General features: G+C 70.3%; 23 protein-coding genes. 4 read left to right on the forward strand and 19 right to left on the reverse strand.

Annotated elements, in window-relative coordinates; genetic code table 11:
• The 6 genes from K7787_RS11185 to K7787_RS11210 all read right to left on the reverse strand — a co-directional run bounded on the left by K7787_RS11185 (position 1) and on the right by K7787_RS11210 (position 5,723).
• On the reverse strand, positions 1–651 hold the full coding sequence (locus tag K7787_RS11185; protein ID WP_223001310.1) for a UdgX family uracil-DNA binding protein: 651 nt from the start codon (positions 649–651) through the stop codon (positions 1–3).
• Positions 652–783: 132 nt separating this feature from the next.
• A complete protein-coding gene (gene mqnE / locus K7787_RS11190) occupies positions 784–1,947 on the reverse strand; it encodes an aminofutalosine synthase MqnE (protein WP_223001311.1) in 1,164 nt (387 codons plus the stop codon).
• Positions 1,948–1,995: 48 nt separating this feature from the next.
• Positions 1,996–2,451 carry an Lrp/AsnC family transcriptional regulator gene (locus K7787_RS11195; RefSeq protein ID WP_009190018.1) on the reverse strand — a complete coding sequence of 152 codons (456 nt, stop codon included), beginning with the start codon at positions 2,449–2,451 and terminating at the stop codon, positions 1,996–1,998.
• Positions 2,452–2,574: 123 nt separating this feature from the next.
• Positions 2,575–3,246 (reverse strand): UbiX family flavin prenyltransferase, encoded by a 672-nt coding sequence (locus K7787_RS11200; protein WP_223001312.1) that lies wholly within the window; start codon positions 3,244–3,246, stop codon positions 2,575–2,577.
• 102 nt (positions 3,247–3,348) lie between these two features.
• Complete coding sequence (gene mqnP, locus K7787_RS11205; protein WP_223001313.1) at positions 3,349–4,275, reverse strand: menaquinone biosynthesis prenyltransferase MqnP; 927 nt, start codon at positions 4,273–4,275, stop codon at positions 3,349–3,351.
• The gene (locus K7787_RS11210) at positions 4,272–5,723 is read right to left on the reverse strand and encodes a menaquinone biosynthesis decarboxylase (RefSeq protein ID WP_009190015.1); all 1,452 of its coding nucleotides are present in this window, start codon (positions 5,721–5,723) and stop codon (positions 4,272–4,274) included. Before K7787_RS11210 ends, mqnP begins: the two co-directional genes overlap by 4 nt.
• 207 nt (positions 5,724–5,930) lie before the next feature.
• On the opposite strand from K7787_RS11210, the gene K7787_RS11215 reads away from it, so the two are divergent.
• Positions 5,931–6,536, forward strand: a complete 606-nt coding sequence (locus tag K7787_RS11215; RefSeq protein ID WP_009190014.1) for a DUF6232 family protein — start codon at positions 5,931–5,933, stop codon at positions 6,534–6,536.
• Positions 6,533–6,886 carry a hypothetical protein gene (locus K7787_RS11220; protein ID WP_223001314.1) on the forward strand — a complete coding sequence of 118 codons (354 nt, stop codon included), beginning with the start codon at positions 6,533–6,535 and terminating at the stop codon, positions 6,884–6,886. The genes K7787_RS11215 and K7787_RS11220 overlap by 4 nt, the downstream gene beginning before the upstream one ends.
• Positions 6,887–6,923: 37 nt before the next feature.
• Here the strand turns inward: K7787_RS11220 and K7787_RS11225 are convergent, their stop codons facing one another.
• The 9 genes from K7787_RS11225 to K7787_RS32260 all read right to left on the reverse strand — a co-directional run bounded on the left by K7787_RS11225 (position 6,924) and on the right by K7787_RS32260 (position 16,440).
• Positions 6,924–7,340, reverse strand: coding sequence for an SRPBCC domain-containing protein (locus K7787_RS11225; protein WP_164388974.1), 417 nt, complete (start codon positions 7,338–7,340; stop codon positions 6,924–6,926).
• 144 nt (positions 7,341–7,484) lie between these two features.
• Entirely contained in the window at positions 7,485–8,591 is a 1,107-nt protein-coding gene (gene ccsB / locus K7787_RS11230; RefSeq protein WP_223001315.1) for a c-type cytochrome biogenesis protein CcsB, read from the reverse strand.
• The gene (resB, locus tag K7787_RS11235; protein ID WP_223001316.1) at positions 8,588–10,480 is read right to left on the reverse strand and encodes a cytochrome c biogenesis protein ResB; all 1,893 of its coding nucleotides are present in this window, start codon (positions 10,478–10,480) and stop codon (positions 8,588–8,590) included. Before resB ends, ccsB begins: the two co-directional genes overlap by 4 nt.
• A gap of 3 nt (positions 10,481–10,483) precedes the next feature.
• Positions 10,484–11,245 carry a cytochrome c biogenesis CcdA family protein gene (locus K7787_RS11240; RefSeq protein WP_009190009.1) on the reverse strand — a complete coding sequence of 254 codons (762 nt, stop codon included), beginning with the start codon at positions 11,243–11,245 and terminating at the stop codon, positions 10,484–10,486.
• A gap of 6 nt (positions 11,246–11,251) precedes the next feature.
• Complete coding sequence (locus tag K7787_RS11245) at positions 11,252–11,917, reverse strand: TlpA family protein disulfide reductase (RefSeq protein WP_164388970.1); 666 nt, start codon at positions 11,915–11,917, stop codon at positions 11,252–11,254.
• A 66-nt stretch (positions 11,918–11,983) separates the two neighbouring features.
• Positions 11,984–13,297, reverse strand: a complete 1,314-nt coding sequence (locus tag K7787_RS11250; RefSeq protein WP_223001317.1) for a polysaccharide deacetylase family protein — start codon at positions 13,295–13,297, stop codon at positions 11,984–11,986.
• A 357-nt stretch (positions 13,298–13,654) separates the two neighbouring features.
• Positions 13,655–14,359 carry a histidine phosphatase family protein gene (locus tag K7787_RS11255; RefSeq protein ID WP_009190006.1) on the reverse strand — a complete coding sequence of 235 codons (705 nt, stop codon included), beginning with the start codon at positions 14,357–14,359 and terminating at the stop codon, positions 13,655–13,657.
• A 47-nt stretch (positions 14,360–14,406) separates the two neighbouring features.
• Positions 14,407–15,723, reverse strand: a complete 1,317-nt coding sequence (gene hemL / locus K7787_RS11260) for a glutamate-1-semialdehyde 2,1-aminomutase (protein WP_009190005.1) — start codon at positions 15,721–15,723, stop codon at positions 14,407–14,409.
• A gap of 534 nt (positions 15,724–16,257) precedes the next feature.
• Positions 16,258–16,440 carry a hypothetical protein gene (locus tag K7787_RS32260; RefSeq protein ID WP_019980985.1) on the reverse strand — a complete coding sequence of 61 codons (183 nt, stop codon included), beginning with the start codon at positions 16,438–16,440 and terminating at the stop codon, positions 16,258–16,260.
• A 54-nt stretch (positions 16,441–16,494) separates the two neighbouring features.
• Between K7787_RS32260 and K7787_RS11270 the strand changes: the two genes are divergently transcribed.
• On the forward strand, positions 16,495–16,932 hold the full coding sequence (locus K7787_RS11270; protein WP_010353923.1) for a hypothetical protein: 438 nt from the start codon (positions 16,495–16,497) through the stop codon (positions 16,930–16,932).
• An 857-nt stretch (positions 16,933–17,789) separates the two neighbouring features.
• Here the strand turns inward: K7787_RS11270 and K7787_RS11275 are convergent.
• From K7787_RS11275 to K7787_RS11285, 3 genes are all read right to left on the reverse strand, one after another.
• A complete protein-coding gene (locus K7787_RS11275) occupies positions 17,790–19,019 on the reverse strand; it encodes an AAA family ATPase (protein ID WP_223001318.1) in 1,230 nt (409 codons plus the stop codon).
• Between the two features lie 572 nt (positions 19,020–19,591).
• Positions 19,592–20,020 (reverse strand): STAS domain-containing protein, encoded by a 429-nt coding sequence (locus K7787_RS11280; protein ID WP_223001319.1) that lies wholly within the window; start codon positions 20,018–20,020, stop codon positions 19,592–19,594.
• 88 nt (positions 20,021–20,108) lie between these two features.
• Complete coding sequence (locus K7787_RS11285; RefSeq protein WP_223001320.1) at positions 20,109–20,867, reverse strand: IclR family transcriptional regulator; 759 nt, start codon at positions 20,865–20,867, stop codon at positions 20,109–20,111.
• 472 nt (positions 20,868–21,339) lie between these two features.
• Here K7787_RS11285 and K7787_RS11290 point away from each other — a divergent pair, with 472 nt between their 5' ends.
• Positions 21,340–21,888 carry a potassium channel family protein gene (locus K7787_RS11290; protein ID WP_308036328.1) on the forward strand — a complete coding sequence of 183 codons (549 nt, stop codon included), beginning with the start codon at positions 21,340–21,342 and terminating at the stop codon, positions 21,886–21,888.
• A 79-nt stretch (positions 21,889–21,967) separates the two neighbouring features.
• On the opposite strand, the gene K7787_RS11295 is transcribed toward K7787_RS11290, so the two are convergent.
• Positions 21,968–23,470, reverse strand: coding sequence for an MFS transporter (locus tag K7787_RS11295; RefSeq protein ID WP_223001321.1), 1,503 nt, complete (start codon positions 23,468–23,470; stop codon positions 21,968–21,970).
• Between the last annotated feature and the right edge of the window lie 164 nt (positions 23,471–23,634).

Genomic DNA, 23,634 nt, shown 5'->3' on the forward strand with positions numbered 1-23,634 from the left:
CTACGCCAGCGCCCGCGCCGCGACCCCCAGGTCCGACACCAGCCCCCGGTACGCGCCCTCCCGGTCCTCCGCGCGCAGCACGGACGAGGGGTGGACCGTGGGCACCAGCCGCTCCGGGCGGCCGTGGATCTCGTGCTCCAGCACCGTCCCGCGCACCTCGGTCACCCGGAACGAGGACCCCAGCAGCGCCTTTCCGGCCGTCGCGCCGAGGACCACGATCAGCTCGGGCTCGACCAGCGCCAGCTCGGCCGCCAGCCACGGGCCGCACGCCGTCATCTCGCGCAGCGTGGGCGCCTTGTGGATACGGCGCTTGCGGGGCTCGGCCCGGGTGAACTTGAAATGCTTGACCGCGTTGGTGACGTACGCCTCGCCCGGGTCGATGCCGGCCTCGGCGAGCGCGCGGTCCAGCAGCTTGCCGGCCGGGCCGACGAACGGCCTGCCCTGCCGGTCCTCCTGGTCGCCGGGCTGCTCGCCGACGAGCATCACGCGGGCGGTGGTGTCGCCCGCGCCGAACACCGTCTGCGTGGCGTCCCGGTGCAGCGGGCAGCCCCGGCAGCCGGCCGCCGCCTCGCGCAGGGCGGCGAGGCCGGCGTCGGCCGGGACGAAGGGTTCCGCGGTGTAGGCGTCCTCGGGGGCGTGGGTGGTGGGCATACGGCCCGGGTACCCGCCGTGGGGGTCGGGACCCGTGCGGGACCCGTCCGGGGGCGGATGGTCGTATGCCGGGCGCGGGTGGGTGCGTGGTCGCTCGCGCAGTTCCCCGCGCCCCTTCGGGGGGCGGACTCCTCAGACCCGCATCGGCTGCGGCGACTCGCGGCGGGACGGGTCCGGGCCGTCGTACTCGCGGATGATCTCGTAGCGCGTGTTCCGCTCCACCGGGCGGAAGCCCGCGTCGCGGATCAGCTCCAGCAGGTCCTCACGGGTCAGCTTGTTCGGCGTGCCGAAGTCGTCCGCGTCGTGCGTGATCTTGTACTCGACCACCGACCCGTCCATGTCGTCCGCGCCGTGCTGAAGGGCGAGCTGGGCGGTCTGCACGCCGTGCATCACCCAGAACACCTTCACGTGCGGCACGTTGTCGAACAGCAGCCGGGAGACCGCGAACGTCTTCAGCGCCTCCGCGCCCGTCGCCATCGTCGTGCGGGCCTGGAGCCGGTTGCGGACCTTGCCGTCCTTCACGTCCACGAAGTCGTGCTGGTAGCGCAGCGGGATGAAGACCTGGAAGCCGCCGGTCTCGTCCTGCAGCTCACGCAGCCTGAGCACGTGGTCCACCCGGTGCCTCGGCTCCTCGATGTGGCCGTAGAGCATGGTGCACGGGGTCTTCAGGCCCTTCTCGTGCGCCAGCCGGTGGATGCGCGACCAGTCCTCCCAGTGCGTGCGGTGGTCCACGATGTGCTGACGGACCTCCCAGTCGAAGATCTCCGCGCCGCCGCCGGTCAGCGACTCCAGCCCCGCGTCGATCAGCTCGTCCAGGATCTCAGACGCCGACAGACCTGAGATCGTCTCGAAGTGGTGGATCTCGGTGGCCGTGAACGCCTTCAGCGACACGTTCGGCAGCGCGGCCTTCAGCTCCCGCAGCGAGCGCGGGTAGTAGCGCCACGGCAGGTTCGGGTGCAGGCCGTTGACGATGTGCAGCTCGGTGAGGTGGTCCGCCTCCATCGCCTTGGCCAGCTTCACGGCCTCCTCGATGCGCATCGTGTACGCGTCCTTCTCCCCCGGCTTGCGCTGGAAGGAGCAGTACGCGCACGACGCCGTGCACACGTTCGTCATGTTGAGGTGCCGGTTGACGTTGAAGTGCACCACGTCGCCGTTCTTGCGGGTGCGCACCTCGTGGGCGAGGCCGCCCAGCCACGCCAGGTCGTCCGACTCGTACAGCGCGATGCCGTCCTCACGGGACAGCCGCTCACCGGAACGGACCTTCTCCTCCAGCTCGCGCTTGAGCCCGACGTCCATGCGAACACCTCTTTCCGAAAAGTCTCCGATTACCGTACGCCGCGCTTCCTAGACCTCTTCGGGCAGCTCACCGACGCGGTTCTCCCACTTCGTGGACAGCACGATCGTCGTACGGGTGCGGGAGACGCCCTTGGTGCCGGACAGCCGGCGGATGATGCGCTCCAGGCCGTCCACGTCGGTGGCCCGGACCTTGAGCATGAAGGAGTCGTCGCCGGCGATGAACCAGCAGTCCTCGATCTCCGGGAGGTCCTTCAGCCGCTGCGCCACGTCCTCGTGGTCGGCGGCGTCGGAGAGCGAGATGCCGATCAGGGCCGTGACGCCGAGGCCGAGCGAGGCGGCGTCCACCGTGGCCCGGTAGCCGGTGATGACCCCGGCCGCCTCCAGGCGGTTGATGCGGTCGGTGACGCTCGGTCCCGACAGGCCGACGAGGCGCCCCAGCTCCGCGTAGGAGGCCCGGCCGTTCTCCCTGAGGGCCTGGATGAGCTGCCTGTCCACCGCGTCCATGCGATCGAAGCCTTCCCCTGACGAGATCCGGCGAGGGATCTGCGAAGTTGCCGAAGTTCTGCCGAAGTGTTCTGAGGTGGTGCTTGGTACCGATACCGATACCGATACCGATACCGCTGCCGCTCAGGCGGGGCGGGAGCCGCCCAGTTCGCCCTCCCAGCGGCGGTAGAGGCGGTGGGGCACGCCCACCGCGTCCAGGGCGCGGCCGGCGACGAAGTCCACCAGGTGCTGGATGTGCGTCGCGCCGGCGTAGAAGGCGGGCGAGGCGGGCAGGACGGTGGCGCCCGCGTCGTCCAGTGCGACCAGCTGCCGCAGCGTCGGCCCGTTCAGCGGGGTCTCCCGAACGGCCACGACCAGCGGGCGGCGCTCCTTGAGCGTCACGCTCGCCGTCCGCTGCAGCAGGTCCTTCGACAGGCCGAGCGCGACTCCGGCCACGCACGCCGTCGAGGCGGGCACGATCAGCATGCCCTTGGCCGGGTACGACCCCGAGGACGGCCCGGCCGCCAGGTCGCCGGCGCTCCAGTGCCGTACGTCCGTGACGTCCACGTCGAACGTGCCGGGCTTGCCGTCGGCCCCGAGGGACAGCCATTCCCGCAGGTCGGCCCGCCAGTGGGCGTCCCGGAAGGAGATGCCGGTCTCGTCCAGCAGGGTGAGCCGCGAGGCCCGGCTGACCACCAGGTCGACGCTCTCCCCGGCGTCGAGCAACGCCCGCAGCACCGCGGCCGCGTACGGCGTACCGGACGCTCCGGACACCCCCACGATCCAAGGCGTGCGCTGCGTTTCTCCTGGCTTCATGGTGTCGAGCCTATCCGGCGGCGTTCATGATCCGAACCGGGAGGGACGGTGTCCCGGACCGGGTCCCGCACCCGGCCCCGGGCACCGCCCCGAAGCCGGCGATCAGACCGTCAGCCCCCGTACCAGCAGGTCCAGCAGCGTGCACACGAAAAGCGCGATCCCGATGAACCCGTTGACGCTGAAGAACGCCCGGTTCACCCGGGTCAGGTCGTGCGGGCGGACGATCGTGTGCTCGTAGAGGAAGGCCCCGGCGACGATCACCAGGCCCACCCAGAAGAAGACGCCCGCGCCGGTGGCCAGGGCGTACCAGACGAACAGGGCGGTGGTGACCGTGTGGCAGCCGCGCGCCCCCCAGATGGCGGCCGGGATGCCGAAGCGGGCCGGGACCGAGCGGACGCCGATGCGGCGGTCGGTCTCCACGTCCTGGCAGGCGTAGATCAGGTCGAAGCCGCCGATCCAGATGCCCACGGCCAGGCCCAGGATCACCGCCTTCCACGACCACTCGCCGCTGATCGCCAGCCAGCCGCCGATCGGGCCCATCGCCTGCGCGATGCCGAGGACGGCCTGCGGGAAGTCCGTGAACCGCTTGCCGTAGGGGTAGACCACCATCGGGATCACCGCGACGGGGGCCAGGGCCAGGCAGAGCGGGTTGAGCAGGGCGGCCGCGCCGAGGAAGACGACGAGGGCGACCAGCGCGCCGGTCCAGGCGTGCCGCACGGACATCGCGCCGGTGACCAGCTCGCGCTGGGCGGTGCGGGGATTGCGGGCGTCGATCTCCCGGTCGATGATCCGGTTGACCGCCATGGCGAAGGTGCGCAGGCCCACCATGCAGACGGTGACCAGGAGCAGCCTGCCCCAGTGGATGGACTCGTCCCACTCGTACATCGCGGTGAGGGCGGCGATGTAGGCGAAGGGCAGTGCGAACACCGAGTGTTCGATCATCACCAGCCGCAGGAACGCCGGAACACCCCCGCGTTTGCGGGGAGCACGGTTCGCGCTGCCCTCGCCGAGAACGGCTTCGCCACTCACAGTCCGTATTCCTTCCAGCGCCGCGTCACTCGTTCGGCCGTCTCCGGGTCGGAGACCACCATCTCCGGCCAGCCGCCGTCGCGGGTGTAGCCCTCCTCGGGCCACTTCCGCGTCGCGTCGATGCCCGCCTTGCCGCCCCAGAACTGCTGGTAGGAGGCGTGGTCGAGGTGGTCGACGGGGCCCTCGACCACGGTGAGGTCGCGGGCGTAGTCGGTGTTGCCGAGGGCCCGCCAGGCGACCTCGTGCAGATCGTGCACGTCGCAGTCGGCGTCGACGACCACGATCAGCTTGGTCAGGGACATCATGTGCGCGCCCCAGACGGCGTGCATGACCTTCTGCGCGTGCTTCGGGTACTTCTTGTCGATGGAGACGATCGCGCAGTTGTGGAAGCCGCCCGCCTCGGGCAGGTGGTAGTCCACGATGTCCGGCACGATGATCTTCAGCAGGGGGAGGAAGAAGCGCTCGGTGGCGCGGCCCAGCGGCCCGTCCTCGGTGGGCGGCCGGCCCACCACGATCGACTGGAGCAGCGGCCGCCTGCGCATCGTCACGCAGTCGATGGTCAGCGCCGGGAACGGCTCCTGGGGCGTGTAGAAGCCCGTGTGGTCGCCGAACGGCCCCTCCGGCAGCATCTTGCCCGGCTCCAGCCAGCCCTCCAGGACCACCTCGGCGTTGGCGGGGACCTGGAGCGGGACGGTCTTGCAGTCCACCATCTCGATCCGCTTGCCCGCGAGGAACCCGGCGAACAGGTACTCGTCGATGTCGCCGGGCAGCGGCGCGGTGGAGGCGTACGTCACGGCGGGCGGGCAGCCGAAGGCGATGGCGACCGGCAGCCGCTCGCCGCGCCGGGCCGCCACCTGGTAGTGGTTGCGGCTGTCCTTGTGGATCTGCCAGTGCATGCCGATGGTGCGCCGGTCGTGGCGCTGGAGCCGGTACAGCCCGAGGTTGCGGACGCCGGTCTCGGGGTCCTTGGTGTGGGTGAGGCCCAGGTTGAAGAAGGAGCCGCCGTCCTCGGGCCAGGTGAACAGCGCGGGCAGCGCGTTCAGGTCCACGTCCTCGCCGCGCAGGACGACCTCCTGCACGGGGGCTTCCTTGACCTTGCGCGGCGGCACGTGCGTCATCGCGCCGAGCTTGCCGAACGCCTCGCGCACGCCGACGAAGCCGTGCGGCAGCTCGGGCCGCAGCAGGCCGCCGATCTTCTCGCTGATGTCGCCGTACGCCTTCAGGCCCAGCGCCTTGAGCAGCCGGCGGTCGGTGCCGAAGACGTTCATGGCCAGCGGCATCGCCGAGCCCTTCACGTTCTCGAAGAGCAGCGCGGGGCCGCCGGACTTCTGCACCCGGTCGACGATCTCCCCGACCTCCAGGTACGGGTCCACCTCGGCCTTGATGCGCTTGAGGTCGCCCTCGCGCTCCAGCGCCCTGAGCAGGGAGCGAAGATCGTCGTAAGCCATGTGTCCCAGTATCTTCCACGGGCCCGCCCGCCCCCGTCACCGGGGCGGCGCCGGGGCGGCACACTACTGACGACATGTCAGGCACGGCGGTCAAATCCGCACATCGGCGGCGCACTTGACGTGCGGATACGAGTTGCGTGGGCAGCGCGCCGCGTAGTTAATGGTTCTCACTCAGTGGTGAGCGTCACTCACGTCTCAGGGGGACCCATGGACAGAACCGAGCCGCCGGGGCACTACGACATCCCGCCGCCGCCCACCGCGCCGCCGCCGTCCGTGCGCTCCGTCGACATACGGGTGAGCAAGCGGCTGCTGTGGGTCGGCGGCGCCGCCTACCCGCTGGAGAACATCACCCGCGTCCACACCTTCCTCCTCACGCCCAGGCGGTGGGAGGCCACCCAGCAGTTCCTCAAGCGGCTCGGGATCATCCTGTCGGTGGCCTTCGCGCTCACGATCCTCGGCGGCATCACGGGGCTGGCCAGCCAGGACGCGGCCGGCACGATCGTCACGCTGGTCTGGCTGGGGGCCGTGGCGGCGCTCGTGCTGAGCATCGTGGAACTGGTCGGCGTGCTCGGGGCGCCCACGCAGTACGTCCTCGCGGTCGAGACGTCCGGCCCCTCCATGGCCCTGGTGACCTTCCCGCAGCCGCACTACCTGGACCAGCTCGTCGGCAGCCTCGTGCACGCGATCGAGAACCCCCAGACGGAGTTCCAGGTCCGGGTGGAGCGCGTCCTGGTCAACCCCAGGAACTACTACTTCGGCGACAACGTGAACATGTACGGCGGCACCGGCAACGTGGGGATGGCGAAGGCATGAGCGGCGACACGTACCACTTCGGCGACAGCGTCACCATGAACGGCGGGCGCGGCAACATCGGCATGATCAAGAACCAGGGGGCGTCCGTCCCCGCCGAGCAGCCCTCGCCCGAGCTGGAGGCGGCGGTGCGGGAGCTGGTGGCGCTGGTGCGGGAGCTGCGGGCGAGCGTCCCGGCGGCCAGCGCGCAGGCCATCGACGACACCCTGCCGGACATCACCGCGGACCCGGCCGCGCCGCCGCAGGAGCGGCACCGGGCGCTGATGGCCGTCGCGGGCATCGCGGCGACGGTGGGCGCGGTGGGGCAGCCGGTGATCGAGGCGGTGAACCGGATCCTGGAGCTGCTGAAGTAGGCGGTCGCGCCGCTGGGGTGGGCGGTCGCGCTGTCGCCTACGACTGGTCGCCCAGGTGTTCGATCAGGCGTTCGAAGCGGGCGCGCCAGCCCGCCTCCGACTCCCCCTCCGCCTCGCCGTCGCCCTGGAACTCGCGGGTGAAGCGGAGCACGGAGCCGTCCGCGCCGTCGCGTTCCAGGTGGAAGCGGACCCGGCCGCCCTCGCCGACGGTGTACTCGGCCACCCGGTCGACGTCCCAGGCCGTGATCCGCCCGCTGCCGAGGCCGCGCAGGCTCACCGCGCCGCCGAGCCGCGGCTCCAGCTCGTCGGCGGCGGCGCACCAGGCGGCGAGTCCGTCCGGGGTGGACAGCGCCGGCCAGACCTTCTCCATGGGCCGGGGCAGCCGCACCAGGAAGTGCAGCAGATGGGTGTTCCCGTGGGTCTGGCTGGTGCCCTGTTCGATGGAACCGGTCATGACACCAGCCTGCCGCCATCCGGGAGGCCGCGCACGCGCCGGGCCGCCCGGCCCCCTCGGTACGGCGAAGGCCGGGTTCCGGTGACCTCCCGGTCGCCGGAACCCGGCCTCGGCCGAAGCGGGCTCACCCATCCGCGGACGGGCTCACACCCCCGCGTAGGAGTGCTTGCCGCCGACGAAGATGTTGACGCCGTAGTAGTTGAACAGCCAGCAGCCGAAGGCGATGAGCGCGATGTACGCGGCCTTGCGGCCCTTCCAGCCGGCGGTGGAGCGGGCGTGCAGGTAGCAGGCGTAGGCGACCCAGGTGATGAAGGCCCAGGTCTCCTTGGGGTCCCAGCCCCAGTACCGGCCCCACGCCGACTCGGCCCAGATGGCGCCCGCGATGATCGTGAACGTCCACAGCGGGAAGACGGCCGCGTTGATGCGGTAGGAGAACTTGTCCAGGCTGGCCGAGGAGGGCAGCCGCTCCAGCACCGAGGTCGCGAACCGGCCCGCCTTGCCGCCGTTCGCGAGCTTGTTCTCGTAGGAGTCCTTGAACAGGTACAGCAGGGTGCCGACCGCGCCCACGTAGAAGACCGCGCCGCACAGGATCGCGGTGGAGACGTGGATGTACAGCCAGTACGAGTGCAGGGCCGGGACCAGCTGGTCGCTCGCCGTGTACAGCACGGTGACCGCGAGGCCGAGGTCCAGCAGGACCGTGGTGGTCAGGAACAGGCCGAGCCAGCGCACGTTCTTCTTCAGGGCGAGCAGCGCGAGGTACACGCCGACGGCGACCGTGGAGAAGGTGATGTTGAACTCGTACATGTTGCCCCACGGCGCCCGCTCCACGGAGGCCGCGCGGGCGATGACGCCGCTCAGCTCCACCAGGAACGCGAGCACGGTGAGGGACACCGCGATCCGCCCGTACAGGTCGCCCTGCACGTCGCCGCCGTGCGCGCCCGGGCCGTCGGGCACGTCGCGGGAGCCGGTGGCCGAGCGCACGACGACCTTGGGCCGCTCCAGCACGGTGGTGCCCCCGGCGGACTTCACCGCCACCGCCGGGGCCCCGGCCCTGGACGCGCCGTCCTCCTTCGCGGTCAGCGCGGCGGCGGTGCGGGCCACCTTGCTGCGGCTGCCGAACAGCCATTCGGCGATGTAGGCGAAGAAGGCCAGGGTGTAGACGGCCATCGACGAGTAGATCAGCGTGTTGCTGATGTGCGCGAGATGCTCGTTGGTCGCCGTGGCGAGTTCGGTTGCGGCGGCGAGAGTCACTTGGTCTCAGCCCCTTCGGCGGGTACGGGGGTGTCGGCGTCCGGCCGGTCGGCGGCGGCGTCGGTCTGGGTGGGTGCCTTGTCGTGGACGAGGGCGGCCAGGGCGCCGACCTCCTCGGGGAGCTTCGCGGACTCGCTGCGGCCGAGACCGGCCACCTCGACGACGGTCACGCCGTCATCGCCCCGCACGGCCCGCACCCACACGCGGCGGCGCTGGATGAACAGGGAGCCGGCCAGACCGGCGATCGCGGTGAGGGCGCCGGTCAGCGCCCAGCCCGTGCCGGGCTGCTGGACGATCTGGAAGCTCGCCCACTGCTTGATGTCCTTCTCGAACGTGATCGAGCCGGCGCCGTTCGGCAGCGTCAGGGTCTCGCCGGGCAGCAGCATCTTCTTCAGGATGTCGCCCTTGGCGTCCTTGAACGGCTTGAGGTCCGGGTCCTTGGTGTCGAGCTGGTAGACGTTCTGCGGGGTGCCCGCGTCCACGCCGAGGTCGCCGTGGTAGGCGCCGAGCGAGAGGACCGGGAAGTTCAGCGCGGGGAACTGGGAGAACATCGTGCCCTTGCCCGCGCCGGCGAAGGTCGGCACCAGGACGGCCGCGAAGCCGAGCTGCTCCTGCTTGCCCTGCGGGTCGCGGTAGCCGTCCAGCACCTTGATCGCGCCCTGCGAGGTGGCGTTGTTGTCCAGCGGCAGCAGCGGCACGGCCTGCCGGAAGACGACGTTCCCCTTCCCGTCGCGCACGGTCACGGTCGGCGCGTAGCCGTGGCTGACGAGGTAGACCTTGGCGTCGTCGATCTCCAGCGGCTCGTTGACCTTGATGACCTTGTGCTTCTCGGCGCCGTCGGCGCCCACGCTGTAGTCGACGTCCGCCTCGAAGGTGCGGGCGGTGCCCTTGTTGGGTCCGTCGGCCTCGTAGGTGGCCTTGAACTTCTTCAGGTCGAAGCTGAACGGCACCAGGTTGTCGTCGTCGAAGAGGTTGCCCGACTTGAAGTCGTCGTACTGGGTGAGGGTGTTGGAGAAGCCGTCGCCCTCGACGATCAGCTTGTTGCCCTCGGTCTTGTAGAGCTGGCCCCAGGCGAAGGCGATCAGCATCACGATCAGGGCGACATGGAAGAGCAGGTTGCCGGCCTCGCGCAGATAGCCCTTCTCGGCGGCGACCGCGTCGCCCGCGGTGTGCGCGCGGAAGCGGCGCTGCCGCAGCACCTGGAGCGCGGTCTCGCGGACCTCCTCGGGCGCGGCGGCGGTGCGCCAGGTCGCGTACGCCGGGAGCCGGGTGAGCCGCTTGGGCGCGCCCGGCGGACGGCTGCGCAGCTGGCCGGTGAACTGCCAGGTGCGCGGCACGATGCAGCCGATGAGGGAGACGAACAGCAGGATGTAGATCGCGGAGAACCACGGCGAGCTGTAGACATGGAACAGGCCGAGCTTGTCGTAGACCGGCGCGAGCGTGGTGTGCGCCTGGCGGAAGGACTCGACCTTCAGGGCGTCGCTGCCGGTCTGCGGGATCAGCGAGCCGGGGATGGCGCCGAGGGAGAGCAGGAACAGCAGCAGCAGCGCGACCCGCATGGAGGTCAGCTGCCGCCAGAACCAGCGCACCCAGCCGACGACCTCCCGCCCGGTCCAGGCGAGCCGGCCGGCGAGGCCCGGGGCGCGGTTGCCGCCGAAGGAGCCGGGGACGGAGGTCTCGGTGGGGGCGGTGGACAGCTGCGAGCCGGCCGCGCCGAGGTCGTCGTCGGCGGCGGGCCCGGCGGCCGCGGTGTCCGCGCCGGAGGGCGTCGTGTTCGCGCCGGAGGGCGTGGTGTCCGCGCCGGAGGGCGTGGTGTCCGGGGCGGCCTCGCCGGGGGGCCCGGCGGCCGGGGTGCCCTCGGCGCTCGTGCCGGTTGTCGTCTTGCTCATGGATCAGATCCCCACAGTGAAGCCGTTGGACCAGGTCTGCATCTCCTGCACCAGCCGGTCCCAGGCGCCGGTGAGCAGCAGCACACCGGTCACGATCATCATCGTGCCGCCGATGCGCATCACCCAGACATAGTGGCGCTTGACCCAGCCGAAGGCGCCGAGGGCCTTGCGGAAGGCGATGGCGGTGAGCACGAACGGTATGCCGAGTCCGGCGCAGTACGCGACGGTCAGCAGCGCGCCGCGGCCGGCGCTGGCCTGCTGGAAGGAGAGCGTCTGGACGGCCGACAGCGTCGGGCCGATGCACGGGGTCCAGCCGATGCCGAACAGCGCGCCGAGAACGGGCGCGCCGATCAGGCCGGTGGCCGGCCGCTTGTGGAAACGGAACTCACGCTGGGTCAGCCAGGGCATCAGGCCCATGAAGAACACGCCCATGAGGATCATGAGCACGCCGAGCACCTTGGTGAGGGGGCCCTTCTGGTCCTGGAGGTTCTGCCCGAAGTAGCCGAACAGGGCGCCGCCGGAGACGAACACGACGGTGAAGCCGAGCACGAACAGGGAGGCGCCCGCGGCCATCCGCCCGCGCCGGGCCTCGGCCAGATCGGTGCCGGTGACCCCGGTCACATAGGAGAGGTAGCCGGGGACGAGCGGCAGGACGCACGGCGAGAAGAAGGAGACGAGCCCGCCGAGCACGGCGACGGGCAGCGCGAGCAGCAGGGCTCCGCTGAAGACCGTCTGGTTGGGGTCAGTGGCTGCGGCCAGTAGCACGACGGCTCACTTCTCCGCGACGACCGGGTCGAGCATCTTGCGCAGCTTCTCCTCGCTGAGCCCCTGGATGGCGCGCGCCGCGATCTTGCCGTCCCGGTCCACGATGATCGTGGTCGGGATGGTCTGCGGGTTGAGCGTGCCCTTCTTGAAACGGAGCATCAGCTTGCCGGCCGGGTCGTACAGGCTCGGGTAGGGCACCCCGTAGCTCTTCTCGAACTCGACGGCCGGCTGGGTGCTGGTGTCACGGGTGTTGATGCCGACGAACTGCACGCCCTTGCCGGCGGTGTCCTTGGCGACCTTGACCAGGTTGGGCGCCTCGGCCCGGCAGGGCGCGCACCAGGAGCCCCAGACGTTCAGCACGACGACCTTGCCCTTGTAGGAGGCGAGGTCGAGCTGCTTGCCGTCGATGGTCTTGCCGGACAGGTCGGGGACGGGCTTGCGCTCGCCCTTCTCGACCGTCGCGATGCCGTCGGAGCCGGTGATGAAGTGGGTGTCGCCCGAGCCGCCGGAGGTTCCTCCGGAGCCGCACGCGGACAGGGCGAGCGCCGCGACGGCGGTCACGGCGGCGAGCAGGGCGGCGCGACTGCGCACGCGCGTCGTGCGCGTGCGGTGCGGACGGGACGTACGGTTCGCCCGGTTCGAGCACTGGGGGGCGCGGCTGACGGCACTCATGTGAAAAGTTTCGCATGCCTGTTCCGGGGATCTTCCGCACCCCCCTCGCGGGCGGAAAACCGCATATCAGGCGCTGTTCGAGGCCCCCGAGGCGGTGCCGGCGCCGGCGGTGCTGCCCGCGGTGGCGGTGTCCTGGAGGAAGGTCTTCCAGCCGCCCGCCGGCTGCTGGCCGACGCCGAGGGTGCGCAGCTTGGCGAGCACCTCGGGCTTCTGCACGTCCAGCCAGTCCACGAACTGCCGGAAGGAGACCAGGCGTACGTCCGCGCCCTTGTCCCGCTCGTCGGCGATGTGCTTGAACGCCTCCTCGACGGAGTCCATGTAGATCCCGCCGTTCCACTGCTCGAAGTGGTTGCCGATGAAGAAGGGCGCCCGGTTGGTCCGGTAGGCGCGTTCGAAGCCCTGGATGTAGGACTGCGCGGACTGCTTGCGCCAGCCCGGGTAGTTGGCGGGCGGGGCCTTGGTGGAGTTGACCGACTGGTTGGCGAGCATGTTGTAGTCCATCGAGAGGACCTGGAACGAGTGTCCGGGGAAAGGTATCTGCTGGAGCGGCAGGTCCCATATGCCCTTTTTCTTCACCGGCCAGGTCTGCAGGCCGCCGGGCGAGGAGGCGTCGTAGCGCCAGCCCAGCTCGCGGGCGGTGGGCAGCAGGTTGTCCTGGCCGAGCAGGCAGGGGGTGCGGCCGCCGACCAGTTCCTTGTCGTAGTCGAAGGGCAGCGCGGGCAGGTCGTGCCAGCCGGTGTTGGTCTTCCACTCCTTGACGAACGCCTTGGCCTGGTCGATCTCGCTGCGCCACTGCTGTGGCGTCCACCACTTGACGGAGGTGTGGGTCTCGCCGCAGAAGTGGCCGTTGAAGTGGGTGCCGATCTCATGGCCTTCCAGCCAGGCGCGGCGGACGTTGGCGAGCGTGGCCTTGATGTGCTCGTCGGTGAGGTAGCCGATGTCGGAGGCGCCCTGCCGGTTGTTCGGCGGGTTGTACATCCGCTTCTTCGCCTCGGGCAGCAGATAGAGCCCGGACAGGAAGAAGGTCATGCTCGCCTGGTGCTGCTTGGCCAGGTCGAGGAAGCGAGGGAAGAGCCCGTTGCCCACCTCGCCGGCGCCGTCCCAGGAGAAGATCACGAACTGCGGCGGGGTCTGCCCCGGCTCCAGCGGCACGGGCTTGGCCGGCTGGTGCGGCTGCTTGCCGGTGAACGAGGTCGAGCCGTCGCCGATCAGGCGCGCGGGGGTCTCGGCGCCCTTGCCCTGCGCGTCCTTGTCCGAGCCGGAGCCGGCCGGGTGGCCGGAATCGCCCGACGACTTCTGGCCGCCGCAGCCCGCCAGCGAGACGGCGGCCGCGGTGCCCGCGCCGAGGCCGAGTATTCCCCTCCGGGAGAAGGTGCGCATTGAGATCCCCGATCCGTCACGTCCTCTGATGTGGTCACCCACTCAGAGGCCGTGACGGAGGGCGAGGTTGCCCGGACCGATATGAAATTCACAACAAACGCATGGAAATTGTTCGTTTATGACTGAGGGCTTACTCGGTCCCTACGCTCCGTGCGGTACGCGCGGCGTGCGCGGTGCGCGACGTGCGCTGCGCGCGGCGTGCGCGGTGCGCGGCGTGCGCTGCGCGCGGCGTGCGCGGTGCGCGGCGTGCGCGGTGCGCGGCGTGCGCGGTGCGCGGCGTGCGCGGTGCGTGCCGTGCGCGGCTGGTGCGGGTACACGCGCGGCTGGTCGTGAGGGGCTCGGACCGGCGCCGTGCCGTCACGCGCCGAAGGCCTTGCCCTGCCCCTTCACCGGCTTGGCGCCCGCGAGGAGGTGGGCCGGGACCAGATCGCGGGCCGGCTCGCTGTAGCCGACGGAGACGATCCGGTCGCCCCGGTACGTGAACGTGGTCAGCGAGGCGAGCGTGCACTGCCGCTTGCGCGGATCATGCCACAGCCGCCGCCGCTCGACGTAGGAGCGCACGATCCAGATCGGCAGCTGGTGGCTCACCAGCACCGCCTCGTGCCCGCGCGCCTTGTCCTTCGCCGCGTTCAGCGCGCCCATCATGCGCACCACCTGGTCGACGTACGGCTCGCCCCAGGACGGCTTGAACGGGTTGACCACGTGCTTCCAGTTGGCGGGCCGGCGCAGCGCGCCGTCGCCGATGCCGAAGGTCTTGCCCTGGAAGACGTTCTCCGCCTCGATCAGCCGCTCGTCGGTGTCGAGGTCGAGCCCGTGCGCCTTGGCGATCGGCGTCGCCGTCTCCTGCGCCCGCTCCAGCGGGGAGGCGACGACGTAGGTGATGTCGCGCGGCGCGAGGTGCTCGGCGACCCGCTCGGCCATCTGCCGCCCCAGCTCGGACAGGTGGTAGCCGGGCAGCCGCCCGTACAGCACGCCGGTGGGGTTCTCGACCTCGCCGTGGCGCATGAGGTGGACGACGGTGACGTCGTCGTTGCCGCCCTTGTTCCCGTCCTCGGCGCCCATGGTCTCCTCGCTCGTGCCGCCGTTCGTGCCGCCGCTCATGACGTCGCTCATGCCGTCGCCTCCGCAGCCGCCCGGGCCGCCGCCGGGAGGGCGTCGGCGATCCGCTGGAGGGCCTGCTCGTCGTGGGCGGTGGAGACGAACCAGGACTCGAAGGACGACGGCGGCAGGTAGACGCCGTTCGCCAGCATCGCGTGGAAGAAGGCGGTGAAGCGGAACGACTCCTGCGCCTTGGCGTCCTCGTAGTCGCGCACCGGCCGGTCGGTGAAGAACACCGAGAACATGTTGGAGGCGTTCTGCAGGGTGTGCGCGACGCCTTCCTTGGTCAGCGCCTCGGAGACCAGGGCCTGGATCCGCTGGGAGACGGCGTTCACCTTGGCGTAGGCGGCGTCGTCGAGCAGGCGCAGCTGGGCGAGGCCGGCGGCGGTGGCGACCGGGTTCCCGGAGAGGGTGCCGGCCTGGTAGACGGGCCCGGCCGGGGCGAGGTGCGCCATCACGTCGGCGCGCCCGCCGAAGGCCGCGGCCGGGAAGCCGCCGCCCATCACCTTGCCGAAGGTCATCAGGTCCGGCTCGACGCCGTCGACGCCGAACCAGCCGGCGCGGCTGGTGCGGAAGCCGGTCATCACCTCGTCGGAGATGTACAGCGCGCCGTTGTCCCGGCACAGGTCCCTGAGCCCCTGGTTGAAGCCGGGCAGCGGCGGGACGACGCCCATGTTGCCGGGCGAGGCCTCGGTGATCACGCAGGCGATCTCGTCGGGGTGCGCGGCGAAGGCGGCGCGCACGGCGTCGAGGTCGTTGTACGGCAGCACGATCGTGTCACCGGCCTGGGCGCCGGTGACGCCGGGCGTGTCGGGCAGCGCGAAGGTGGCGACGCCGGAGCCGGCGGAGGCGAGGAGCGAGTCCACGTGGCCGTGGTAGCAGCCGGCGAACTTCACCACCTTGGTGCGCCGGGTGAAGCCGCGGGCCAGGCGGATCGCGGACATGGTGGCCTCGGTGCCGCTGGAGACGAGACGCACCTGCTCCAGCGGGGCGACCCGCGCCACCATCTCCTCGGCGAGGGCGACCTCGCCCTCGCCGGGCGTGCCGAAGGAGGTGCCGCGCGCGACGGCCTCCTGCACGGCGGCGATCACCTCGGGCCGGCCGTGGCCGAGGATCATCGGCCCCCAGGAGCAGACCAGGTCGACGTACTCGCGCCCGTCGGCGTCCTTCAGATACGGGCCGCTGCCGGACACCATGAACCGGGGCGTGCCGCCCACGGCGCGGAAGGCACGCACCGGCGAGTTCACGCCGCCGGGTGTGACGGCCGCCGCACGGTCGAACAGCGCCTGCGAGACGGGGGCTTCGTATGGATATGGCAGTTCGCTCATGACCTGCGACTTCTCCGCTTTCTCGGTTTCTCGGCGGCTTCTCGTACATCCGGTGGGCAGTGACCTGTTCAGGGTAGGCCAGGGGAAGGCGCGGGCCCGGGGCGGCTCGGGGGCGGGGTGCGGGTGGTCTTGAGGGGCGGCTGGGGCGGCTGAGGCGGGCGGAGGGGTGCGGCGGGGTGCGGCGGGGTGCGGCGGGCCGGGTGAGGCTGAGGGGGCAGCTGGGACCGAGAGGACTCCTGAGGCCGATCGGGCCCGGTGAGGCTGAGGGGGCGCCGCGGGGCCGAAAGGGCGGCTGAACGCGGTGGTCGCGGAACCCGGAGGTCCGAAGAAGCGGATTCGTCGCCGCCCATCTGAGAAACTGGACGCCTCGTACGTATGGACAGGGCGAAGGGTCGTGTCAGGGTCGTGTCGGAGACGTCCCGCTCGGGGACCGCGAAGATCCGCGGGCGGAAGTCCCGGGCGTACGTTTCGGCGTGCGGCCGTGGGGGAGGTCACTGACACGATGATCGGGTTGCGCGGCGGGGACCACGCGTCCTAGAACAGCAGTCGGGTGGAGATATGCATCGCGGTGGCGGACTGGGCGAGGGGACTGATGACCTGGGTCCTCGACGTGCCCGGCGGGGAAGGCACCGACGCGAGGCGGAGGAAGCGGCCGAGACACGTCAGGACCAGGGCGTACCGAGTGAGCCCGAGCGGCTCGACCGGCGCGTCGATCACCGGATCGACCGCAGGGCCGACCGCCTCAGGGCCGGAAGCAGGAATGGTGGTCGGGTGGGGGTGACGTACAAGTACTTCGGCGCGCCGGACGGCGCGACCGCGGCCCGCGTCCCGATCTCGATGCGCCCCGAGGAACTCGGCGGCGACGAACTGGGCATGAACGGCATGTTCACCAAGATCAAGCCCGAGACGATGGCCGCGATGGTGCTGACCGGCATCGAGGGCGTGCCCCTGCACAAGGTCCCGCCCCTGGAACTGGTCGTCCTGCACCCCGACTACGCGGTCGTCAAACTCCCGATGACCGTCGTGGACCCGCTCCGCGACATCGGCGAGGAAGCGGTGGGCGCGGCGGCCTTCATCTGGTCCACGGTCCCGGACCGCGGCGGCCCCCGCGACGCGTTCAACGTCTACCAACTGCTCCACGAATGGCAGGACTTCAGCCACCGGCTGCATGAGGCGGGGCATCAGCCGTATTGCCTTGTGTGGCCTTGAGCCAGAACCCCGTGGGATGCGGGCGGGACTTTCGGGTCCCGCCCTTGTCGTGTACCGAGTGGAGACTTCAAGCTCTACTCATTTCAACGCCGGGGAAGGCCCCCTGCAATCGCCCCGGCTTGAGCAAAGTCAGACACTCCTGGCGTCAACTGTCGCCGGAGAGGCATTACCCTCAGATCTCCTACGATTTCAGTTTTGCATCTACCGAGGTGTCGGCCATTCACGAAGATCCGAAGCGAATTCATTGTAGGACCGATTAGTACCCTTAGGCCGGTTGATCAAGCCGCACTTCAGGGCCTTTTTGACTATCTCCGGACCGTCACTTTCTCGGAAGCGTGGACTGAGTTCTGCTTCCAGATCTTCCTTCGGCGTTCGCCGCCGTCCAGTATCCTTCCCCTCCCACGATACCGGGATCCTCCAGGACGACCGGTGGAGCCGAAATGCACCCGGAAACAGCAGCAGCCAGGCTTCGGACTCTGCCGCCGCCAAGGCATAGACCGACTGACAGTCACCCGCCGCCTTGGCCAGGGCAGACGATACAGCCCGACGGGCGCTGTCGTAGGCAGGACCTGGGCACGCATCCATGTCCTCGTGAACCACGATACCGAAGAGGTCGCCATTCTTCAGCTTAGCTTTACCTCGGGCTTTACTCACAAGAATTCTTGCTGCGGTGGCCAGTTCCGCGTCTGATTTCTGCCTCAGCCGTACAGGGTCGCTAATCTCAGTAAGAAGAACCGCATCCGCCATTTTGGGATGAAGGGCCCTGATGAGAGAAGCCAGGATTCGACGATCATTGGCACTTTCTCCCGCAAGGACAACGATCCCTTTACCCGAGTATTTCGCCGACCCTCGACGGCTCACAGTTCATCCTCCGTCAGGTCTCCCCCCAGCACGCCAGAGAACCAAAGTTCGCCAAGTGGCTGGTCACCAGTCTCCGCGACGATGGCCTCGACTTCGCCCACCGAAAGGGCTGGGATGATGGATGCACCACTGTCGTCACGGTCACAGACGATGAATTCTTCTGGTGTCAAGCGGTCCACGAGAGCAGGTGAGTGGGTAGCAACGATCAATTGGGTTCGCGCAGAGGCCTCGCGCATACGTTCCACAATGAGCTCAAGCGCCTGCGGGTGCAGACCGTGATCGATCTCTTCTACGCAGGTGAGTGCGGGTGGCTGCGGATCATAGAGCATGGCCAGCAGCCCCAGCAGGCGTACCGTTCCGAAAGATGCGTCAGCAAGCGGCGTGGTGCGACGCAGTCCCTTCTCGTGGAGTACGACGGCTAGCCGATCCGCGTAGCCGCCAACCTGCTCGAACTCAATGGCCTCCAGTTGCGGCAGCAGCCTGCGGGCATCCTCAGTCAGGAGGTCCCAACGCTCCTCATCAGCGCTGAGGTGGACCAAGAAGGCCGCTAGATTCTCGGCATGCGGCCCCAAGTGGCCGGCGAGTGTAGAACGGGCTCGGGTGGGCTGCCGTGCCGCGTTGACATCCACATCGAACACCCGGAACGAGGAGAGGCGCTCGGCAACCCGAGACACCTCCTCGCCCCCGTCCGAACGCCCCAACCGTGGCAGCGTGGAGAGTCCGCTGCTCAACCGTTGAATGCCGAACTTGTCACGTCCGGACTCACGGCCCGCCCGTTCATCAACAACAGTGGCCTCCTCACCCGAGATCGTGATGCGCCGCCCTCGCCCACCCGTGCGCTTGAAGGCGAAGCTCTCCCGGCGCGACAGGATGTAAGAGTCTTTGCTGGCTGCCCTCGGGGCAGCGCGCCTGAGGATGGTCAGCGCGTACTCGTCAGGCGCGTTGAGGCTCGCGTGGGTAGTCCAGTTGGCCTTGAGGTGAATCCTCAAGGACGTCGGCGGCTTATCACCGCCCCAGAAGGCTACTTCGTCGAAGCCTCCCCGTTCTTCCAACGCGGGTCGCAGGTCGGTGCGGATGATGGCAGCAAGGAAGTCGAACACCTTCAGCACATTGGACTTGCCGACCCCGTTCGGACCCACGAGCACGGTCAGTGGACCGAGGGGGATGGTCACATCACGCAGACTGCGAAAGTTTTCAACGTGGAGTTCCAAGAGACGGCCGGGCATAGGATGAACCTACCGAGTGGGGAGCGTGCGGAACAGGCAGATGGGCAAGGCTAGTTCTCTCATCGACAGTGATGGTGACGGTCCATAAGGGCATGCTCAGCAGGGTAGACGTTCCAACTGACATTGGATTACGCAGAGTTGCCTACCGGATCACGTCACAACAAGCCTGAAGCGAGCCCAGCCGTTGCGTCCGCAAATACGACTCAAATAGTCTCATACAATCACATTGCCGTGCGCGTTTACGCAGCGCCCCTGGCGGAGCCGACATGGCCGCCCACACAGATCTGACGCCCCGGGGATGGCAACGAACGAGCCGAGGGCTGTGCACGACGACGAGCAGGAGCCTGCGGCAGGGCACCCGGCATCCGGTCGCCGCGGTGGGAAGCCGTTGATGACTTCACCCCCGGGCACTTCGCGGGACGGAGCAAGAGATACGGACCCCGCCCGTCACCCTCCACACTGCAGGGCGCCAGCACACTCAACTCCGTCAAGCGTGTGAAGTGCAGCATCACCCGTTCCGCCGACATCCCACTCGAGAAGCCTTGCCCGTCGGGGAGACCCGCCGAAAGCTTTCACGCGTGGACGTGCGGCCAGCCCTCCAGGCCGTTGCCCTGCGGGGGGTGGTGGGTGGCCTCTGTCGGGGAGGGGTGGAACGTGTACACCGTGCGCAGGCCGCCGATCCTGAAGACCTTGAGGATGCGGGGGTCCGTGCAGGTCAGGGTCAGGGAGCCGCCGTGGGAGCGGAGGCGCTTGGTGATCGCGACGATCATCCCCAGGCCCATCGAGTCCAGGAACGTCACCTCGCACAGGTCCAGCACGAAGTGGCGGCGGCCCTCGTCCATGAGGCGGAGGACGGCCTCGCGGATGCCGGGGGCGGAACAGACGTCCACCTCGCCGGTGACGCTGACGACGGTCCAGCCGTTCGCCGTGCGGTGCTCGACGTGGTCGACGTGGTCGACGTGGTCGACGTGTCCCGGGGTGCGCTGTGTGGGGGTCCGCACTCTTCGCCCTCTGCCTTCGCCGTCCGTCCCTGATGTCTGCTTTGTCCAGTGAACGGTTTTCCGGCGACCCGCCACAAGGGCGCGAGTTTCAGATAGTGAGCGAGAGGCCCCTCGTCACCCGGTTCGCCGCCGCCAGCAGCCGTGCCGAGGCGTCGCCCATCCTCGGCGCGCGCTCCGCCCGCAGCGAGACCCCCAGGGAGCCCAGCGTCTCCCCCCGGTACACCGGCACCGCCACGCACACCACCCCGAGCGAGTACTCCTCCAGGTCCGTGACGGCCTCGGCGTCCGACACCTGCTCCAGCCGGCGCAGCAGCTCCCCGCGGTGGGTGATCGTCCTCGGGGTGAGGTCCGCCAGGGTGTGCCGGGACAGGTACTCCTCGCGGCCCTCCTCGTCCAGCTCGCGCAGCACGCACTTGCCGAGCGCCGTGGCGTGGCCCGCGTCCTCGAACCCCACCCACAGCTCCGCGCGCGGCGCCCTCGGCCCGTCCACGATCTCCGCCACCCGTATCTCGCCGTCCTCGTAGAAGGTGAGGTACGCCGCCGCGGACAGGTCGTCCCGCAGCGAGCCCAGCATCGGGCGCACCCTGCTGATCAGCGCCTGCTCCCGGCTGACGTTGTGCAGCGAGCCCAGCCTCTCGCCGAGCACGAAGGAACCGTCCTCCAGTTTCCGCACATAGCCGTCGTGCGCGAGGGTCCGCAGCAGGTGGTACGTCGTGGCCGGGGCCAGGCCCGTCTCCCGCGCCAGCTGCTTCGCCGGTGCGCCGCCCTCATGGGCCCCGACCGCCTCCATCAACCGGAACGCCCGCTGCACGGAGGTGATGAGCGTGGGGCCGTCGCGCGCGCCCATACCTCCACGGTGCGCGCCGCGACCGCCCAGGGCAAGTCCTCGCAAAACCCCCGCCCGGTTACCGCAAAGTCCCCCACCGGGCCGCCGCCTCTGTCGCCGCGCGCCCGGCCCGGCCTCCTGTGTCGCCGCGCGCTCGGCCCGGCCGCCTGTGTCGCCGCGCGACCCGGCCCGTCCTCCGTTTCCGCCCGGCCCGTCCTCCGTTTCCGTCCGTCCGCGGCTTCGCGCGTAGTCCGCTTCGCCCGTCCGGCGTGCGGCTCCCGTCCCCCCGTCCTTTACTGGACGGCACCGGCGGCTACCGGGCGGCGCCGACCGCACCGGTCCCGACCTGCGACCACCGGAGGACGAAACACCACATGGCCACCCCCACCGGCCCCGCGCCGCGCCGCGAGGTGTTCGCGCGCTGAACGGACGCGGGAGCGAGCACGAGCAGCGGGAGAACGACGACGGGCGCGGCGCCGTCGGCGGCGGTGCCGTGCGCGCGCCCGCGGACGCCGGTCGGACGCCGTTCCGTCGCCGGGCCGGGCTCCCGCTGACCGCCGGACTCGTCGCGGTCGCCCTGGTCACCGGCTACTTCCTGCTGCCCCTGCAGGAGCTGGGGCCGCACCGTCCCGTCCTGAGCTGGACGCTCTTCGTGCTCGCGCTGGCCGTCGTCGCCGCGGGGATCCTCCGCCAGATCCAGGAGGTCGTCACCGACAAGCCGGGCACCCGGCCCGGCCTCGGGATCCCCGTCCTCATGGTCCTGTCCGTCCTGGTCTTCGCCAGCTGCTACTACGCCCTCTCCCACCAGCCGGGCGAACTCACCGGCCTGTGCACCCGCATCGACGCGCTCTACTTCACCCTCGTCACCCTGGCCACCGTCGGCTACGGCGACATCACCCCGCACGGCCAGGCCGCCCGCGTCGTCACCATCCTCCAGATCGTCTACACCTTCGTCTTCCTCACCGCCGCGGCCACCACCCTCAGCCGCCGGGCGCACGGATTCATGAACGCCCGTTCGAGCCACCACCACCGCGACCAGTGAGGGGGCGGCCCGAGTCGCCGAACGCACGGCACCCGCGGGGGACCGCCCCTCCGGGTGCCGTGCGCCGTCGTTCCCCGCCTCACCCGCCGGCCGGCATACGCCTCCGGAGGAACACCGCGGCGATCACGACGCCCGCGAGGACCAGCGCCGCGTTGACCGCGACGGCCACGGTCACGCCGTGCAGCACCGCTCCCGCGGTCGCCGCCCCGGCCGTGGCGGTGACGACCGCCGACATCACCGGGGTGCCCAGGGTGATGCCGATCTGCTGGGACATGGTGGCCAGCCCCGTCGCCAGGCCCTGTTCCCGGTCCGGCAGCCCGGAGGTGGCGGTGACCATGAAGCCGACGATGACGAGCATGTTGCCCACGCCCCCGAAGAACGTGGCGGGCAGCAGCAGCCACATCCAGCCCGCGCCCTCCCCGAGCAGCAGCAGGACGCCCGTGAACACCGCCTGGATCAGCCCGCCCGCGACGAGCGCGGTGAGCGTGGAGCCGCGGGCGATCACCTTGGGCGCGAGCAGACCGCCCGCCACGGTGCCCAGCCCCAGCACGCCGAAGGAGACGCCCGCGGTCAGCGCGGAGAAACCGAGGGTCTTCTGCATGTAGAGGGTGAGCAGGTAGACGAGCGAGGTCTCGGTGACGAACGCCAGCACGCCGAGCACATTGCCCCAGGCCACCGTCGGCCGCCGCAGCACGTGCAGCGGCACCAGCGGCTGAGCCACCCGGCGCTCCACGGACCGGAACACCGCCAGCAGCACGGCGCCCGCGAGCAGCCCGGCCAGGGCGAGGCCGTCGGTCCAGCCGTGTTCGCCCGCGCGGGTGAGGCCGTAGACGATGCCGAGCAGACCCAGGGTGACGCTCAGCGCGCCGGGCAGGTCGAGCCGCGGGCGCTCGGCGGGGCGCGACTCCTTGATCACGGCGGGGGCGACGAGCAGGACGGCGAGGGCGACCGGGACGTTGACGAAAAAGGACCAGCGCCAGGAGAGCAGGTCGGTCAGTACGCCGCCCAGGACCGCGCCGGTGGTGAACCCGGCCGACATCAGCGCGCCGTTCAGCCCGAGCGCCTTCTCGCGCAGCGGCCCCTCGGGGAACGACGTGGTGAGCAGGGACAGGCCCGCCGGAGTGACGGCGGCGGTGGCCAGGCCCTGCGCGATCCGGGCGGCGATCAGCACGGTCGGCGAGGTGGCGAGCCCGCCGGCCAGGGAGGCCGCCCCCAGGACGGCGAGGCCGACGAGGAAGATCCGCTTACGGCCCACCAGGTCGCCGATCCGGCCGAAGAAGAGGGTGAAGCCCGCCGCGCACAGCGCGAACGAGGTGGCGATCCACTGGAGGCCGCCCAGGGAGAAGCCGAGGCCGTCGCCGATCTCGGGCAGCGCCACGTTCAGGATCGAGAAGTCGACGGCCAGCATGAACTGCGCGACCAGGAGGACGGCGAGGATCAGCCGCAGCCGGCCGGTGAGCCGTTGGCCGGGGGCGGGGGCGGGGGTGGGTGCGGGTGTGGGTGTGGGTGCGGTGGTGGGGCCGGTGCCGTCGGGTCGGCCGGTCGCGGGGGCGCCCGGGGGCGTCGGGGTTGCCGTAGACATGACAGGGGGTGCCTTTCGGGCGGGTCGGGCAGGGGTCGAGTGGGTGAGGTGCGGTGCATGTGCGGTGCACGCGGTGCGGGCCGTGTCGCGCGGGGCGCCGCCGCGCGGTCATGGCCAGCCCGCACCGGACAGCCATAAATGGGTCTGCGGTTCCGTTACAGTGA

The sequence above is a fragment of the Streptomyces sennicomposti genome, assembly GCF_019890635.1.
In the GTDB taxonomy this organism is placed as follows: Bacteria; Actinomycetota; Actinomycetes; order Streptomycetales; family Streptomycetaceae; genus Streptomyces; species Streptomyces sennicomposti.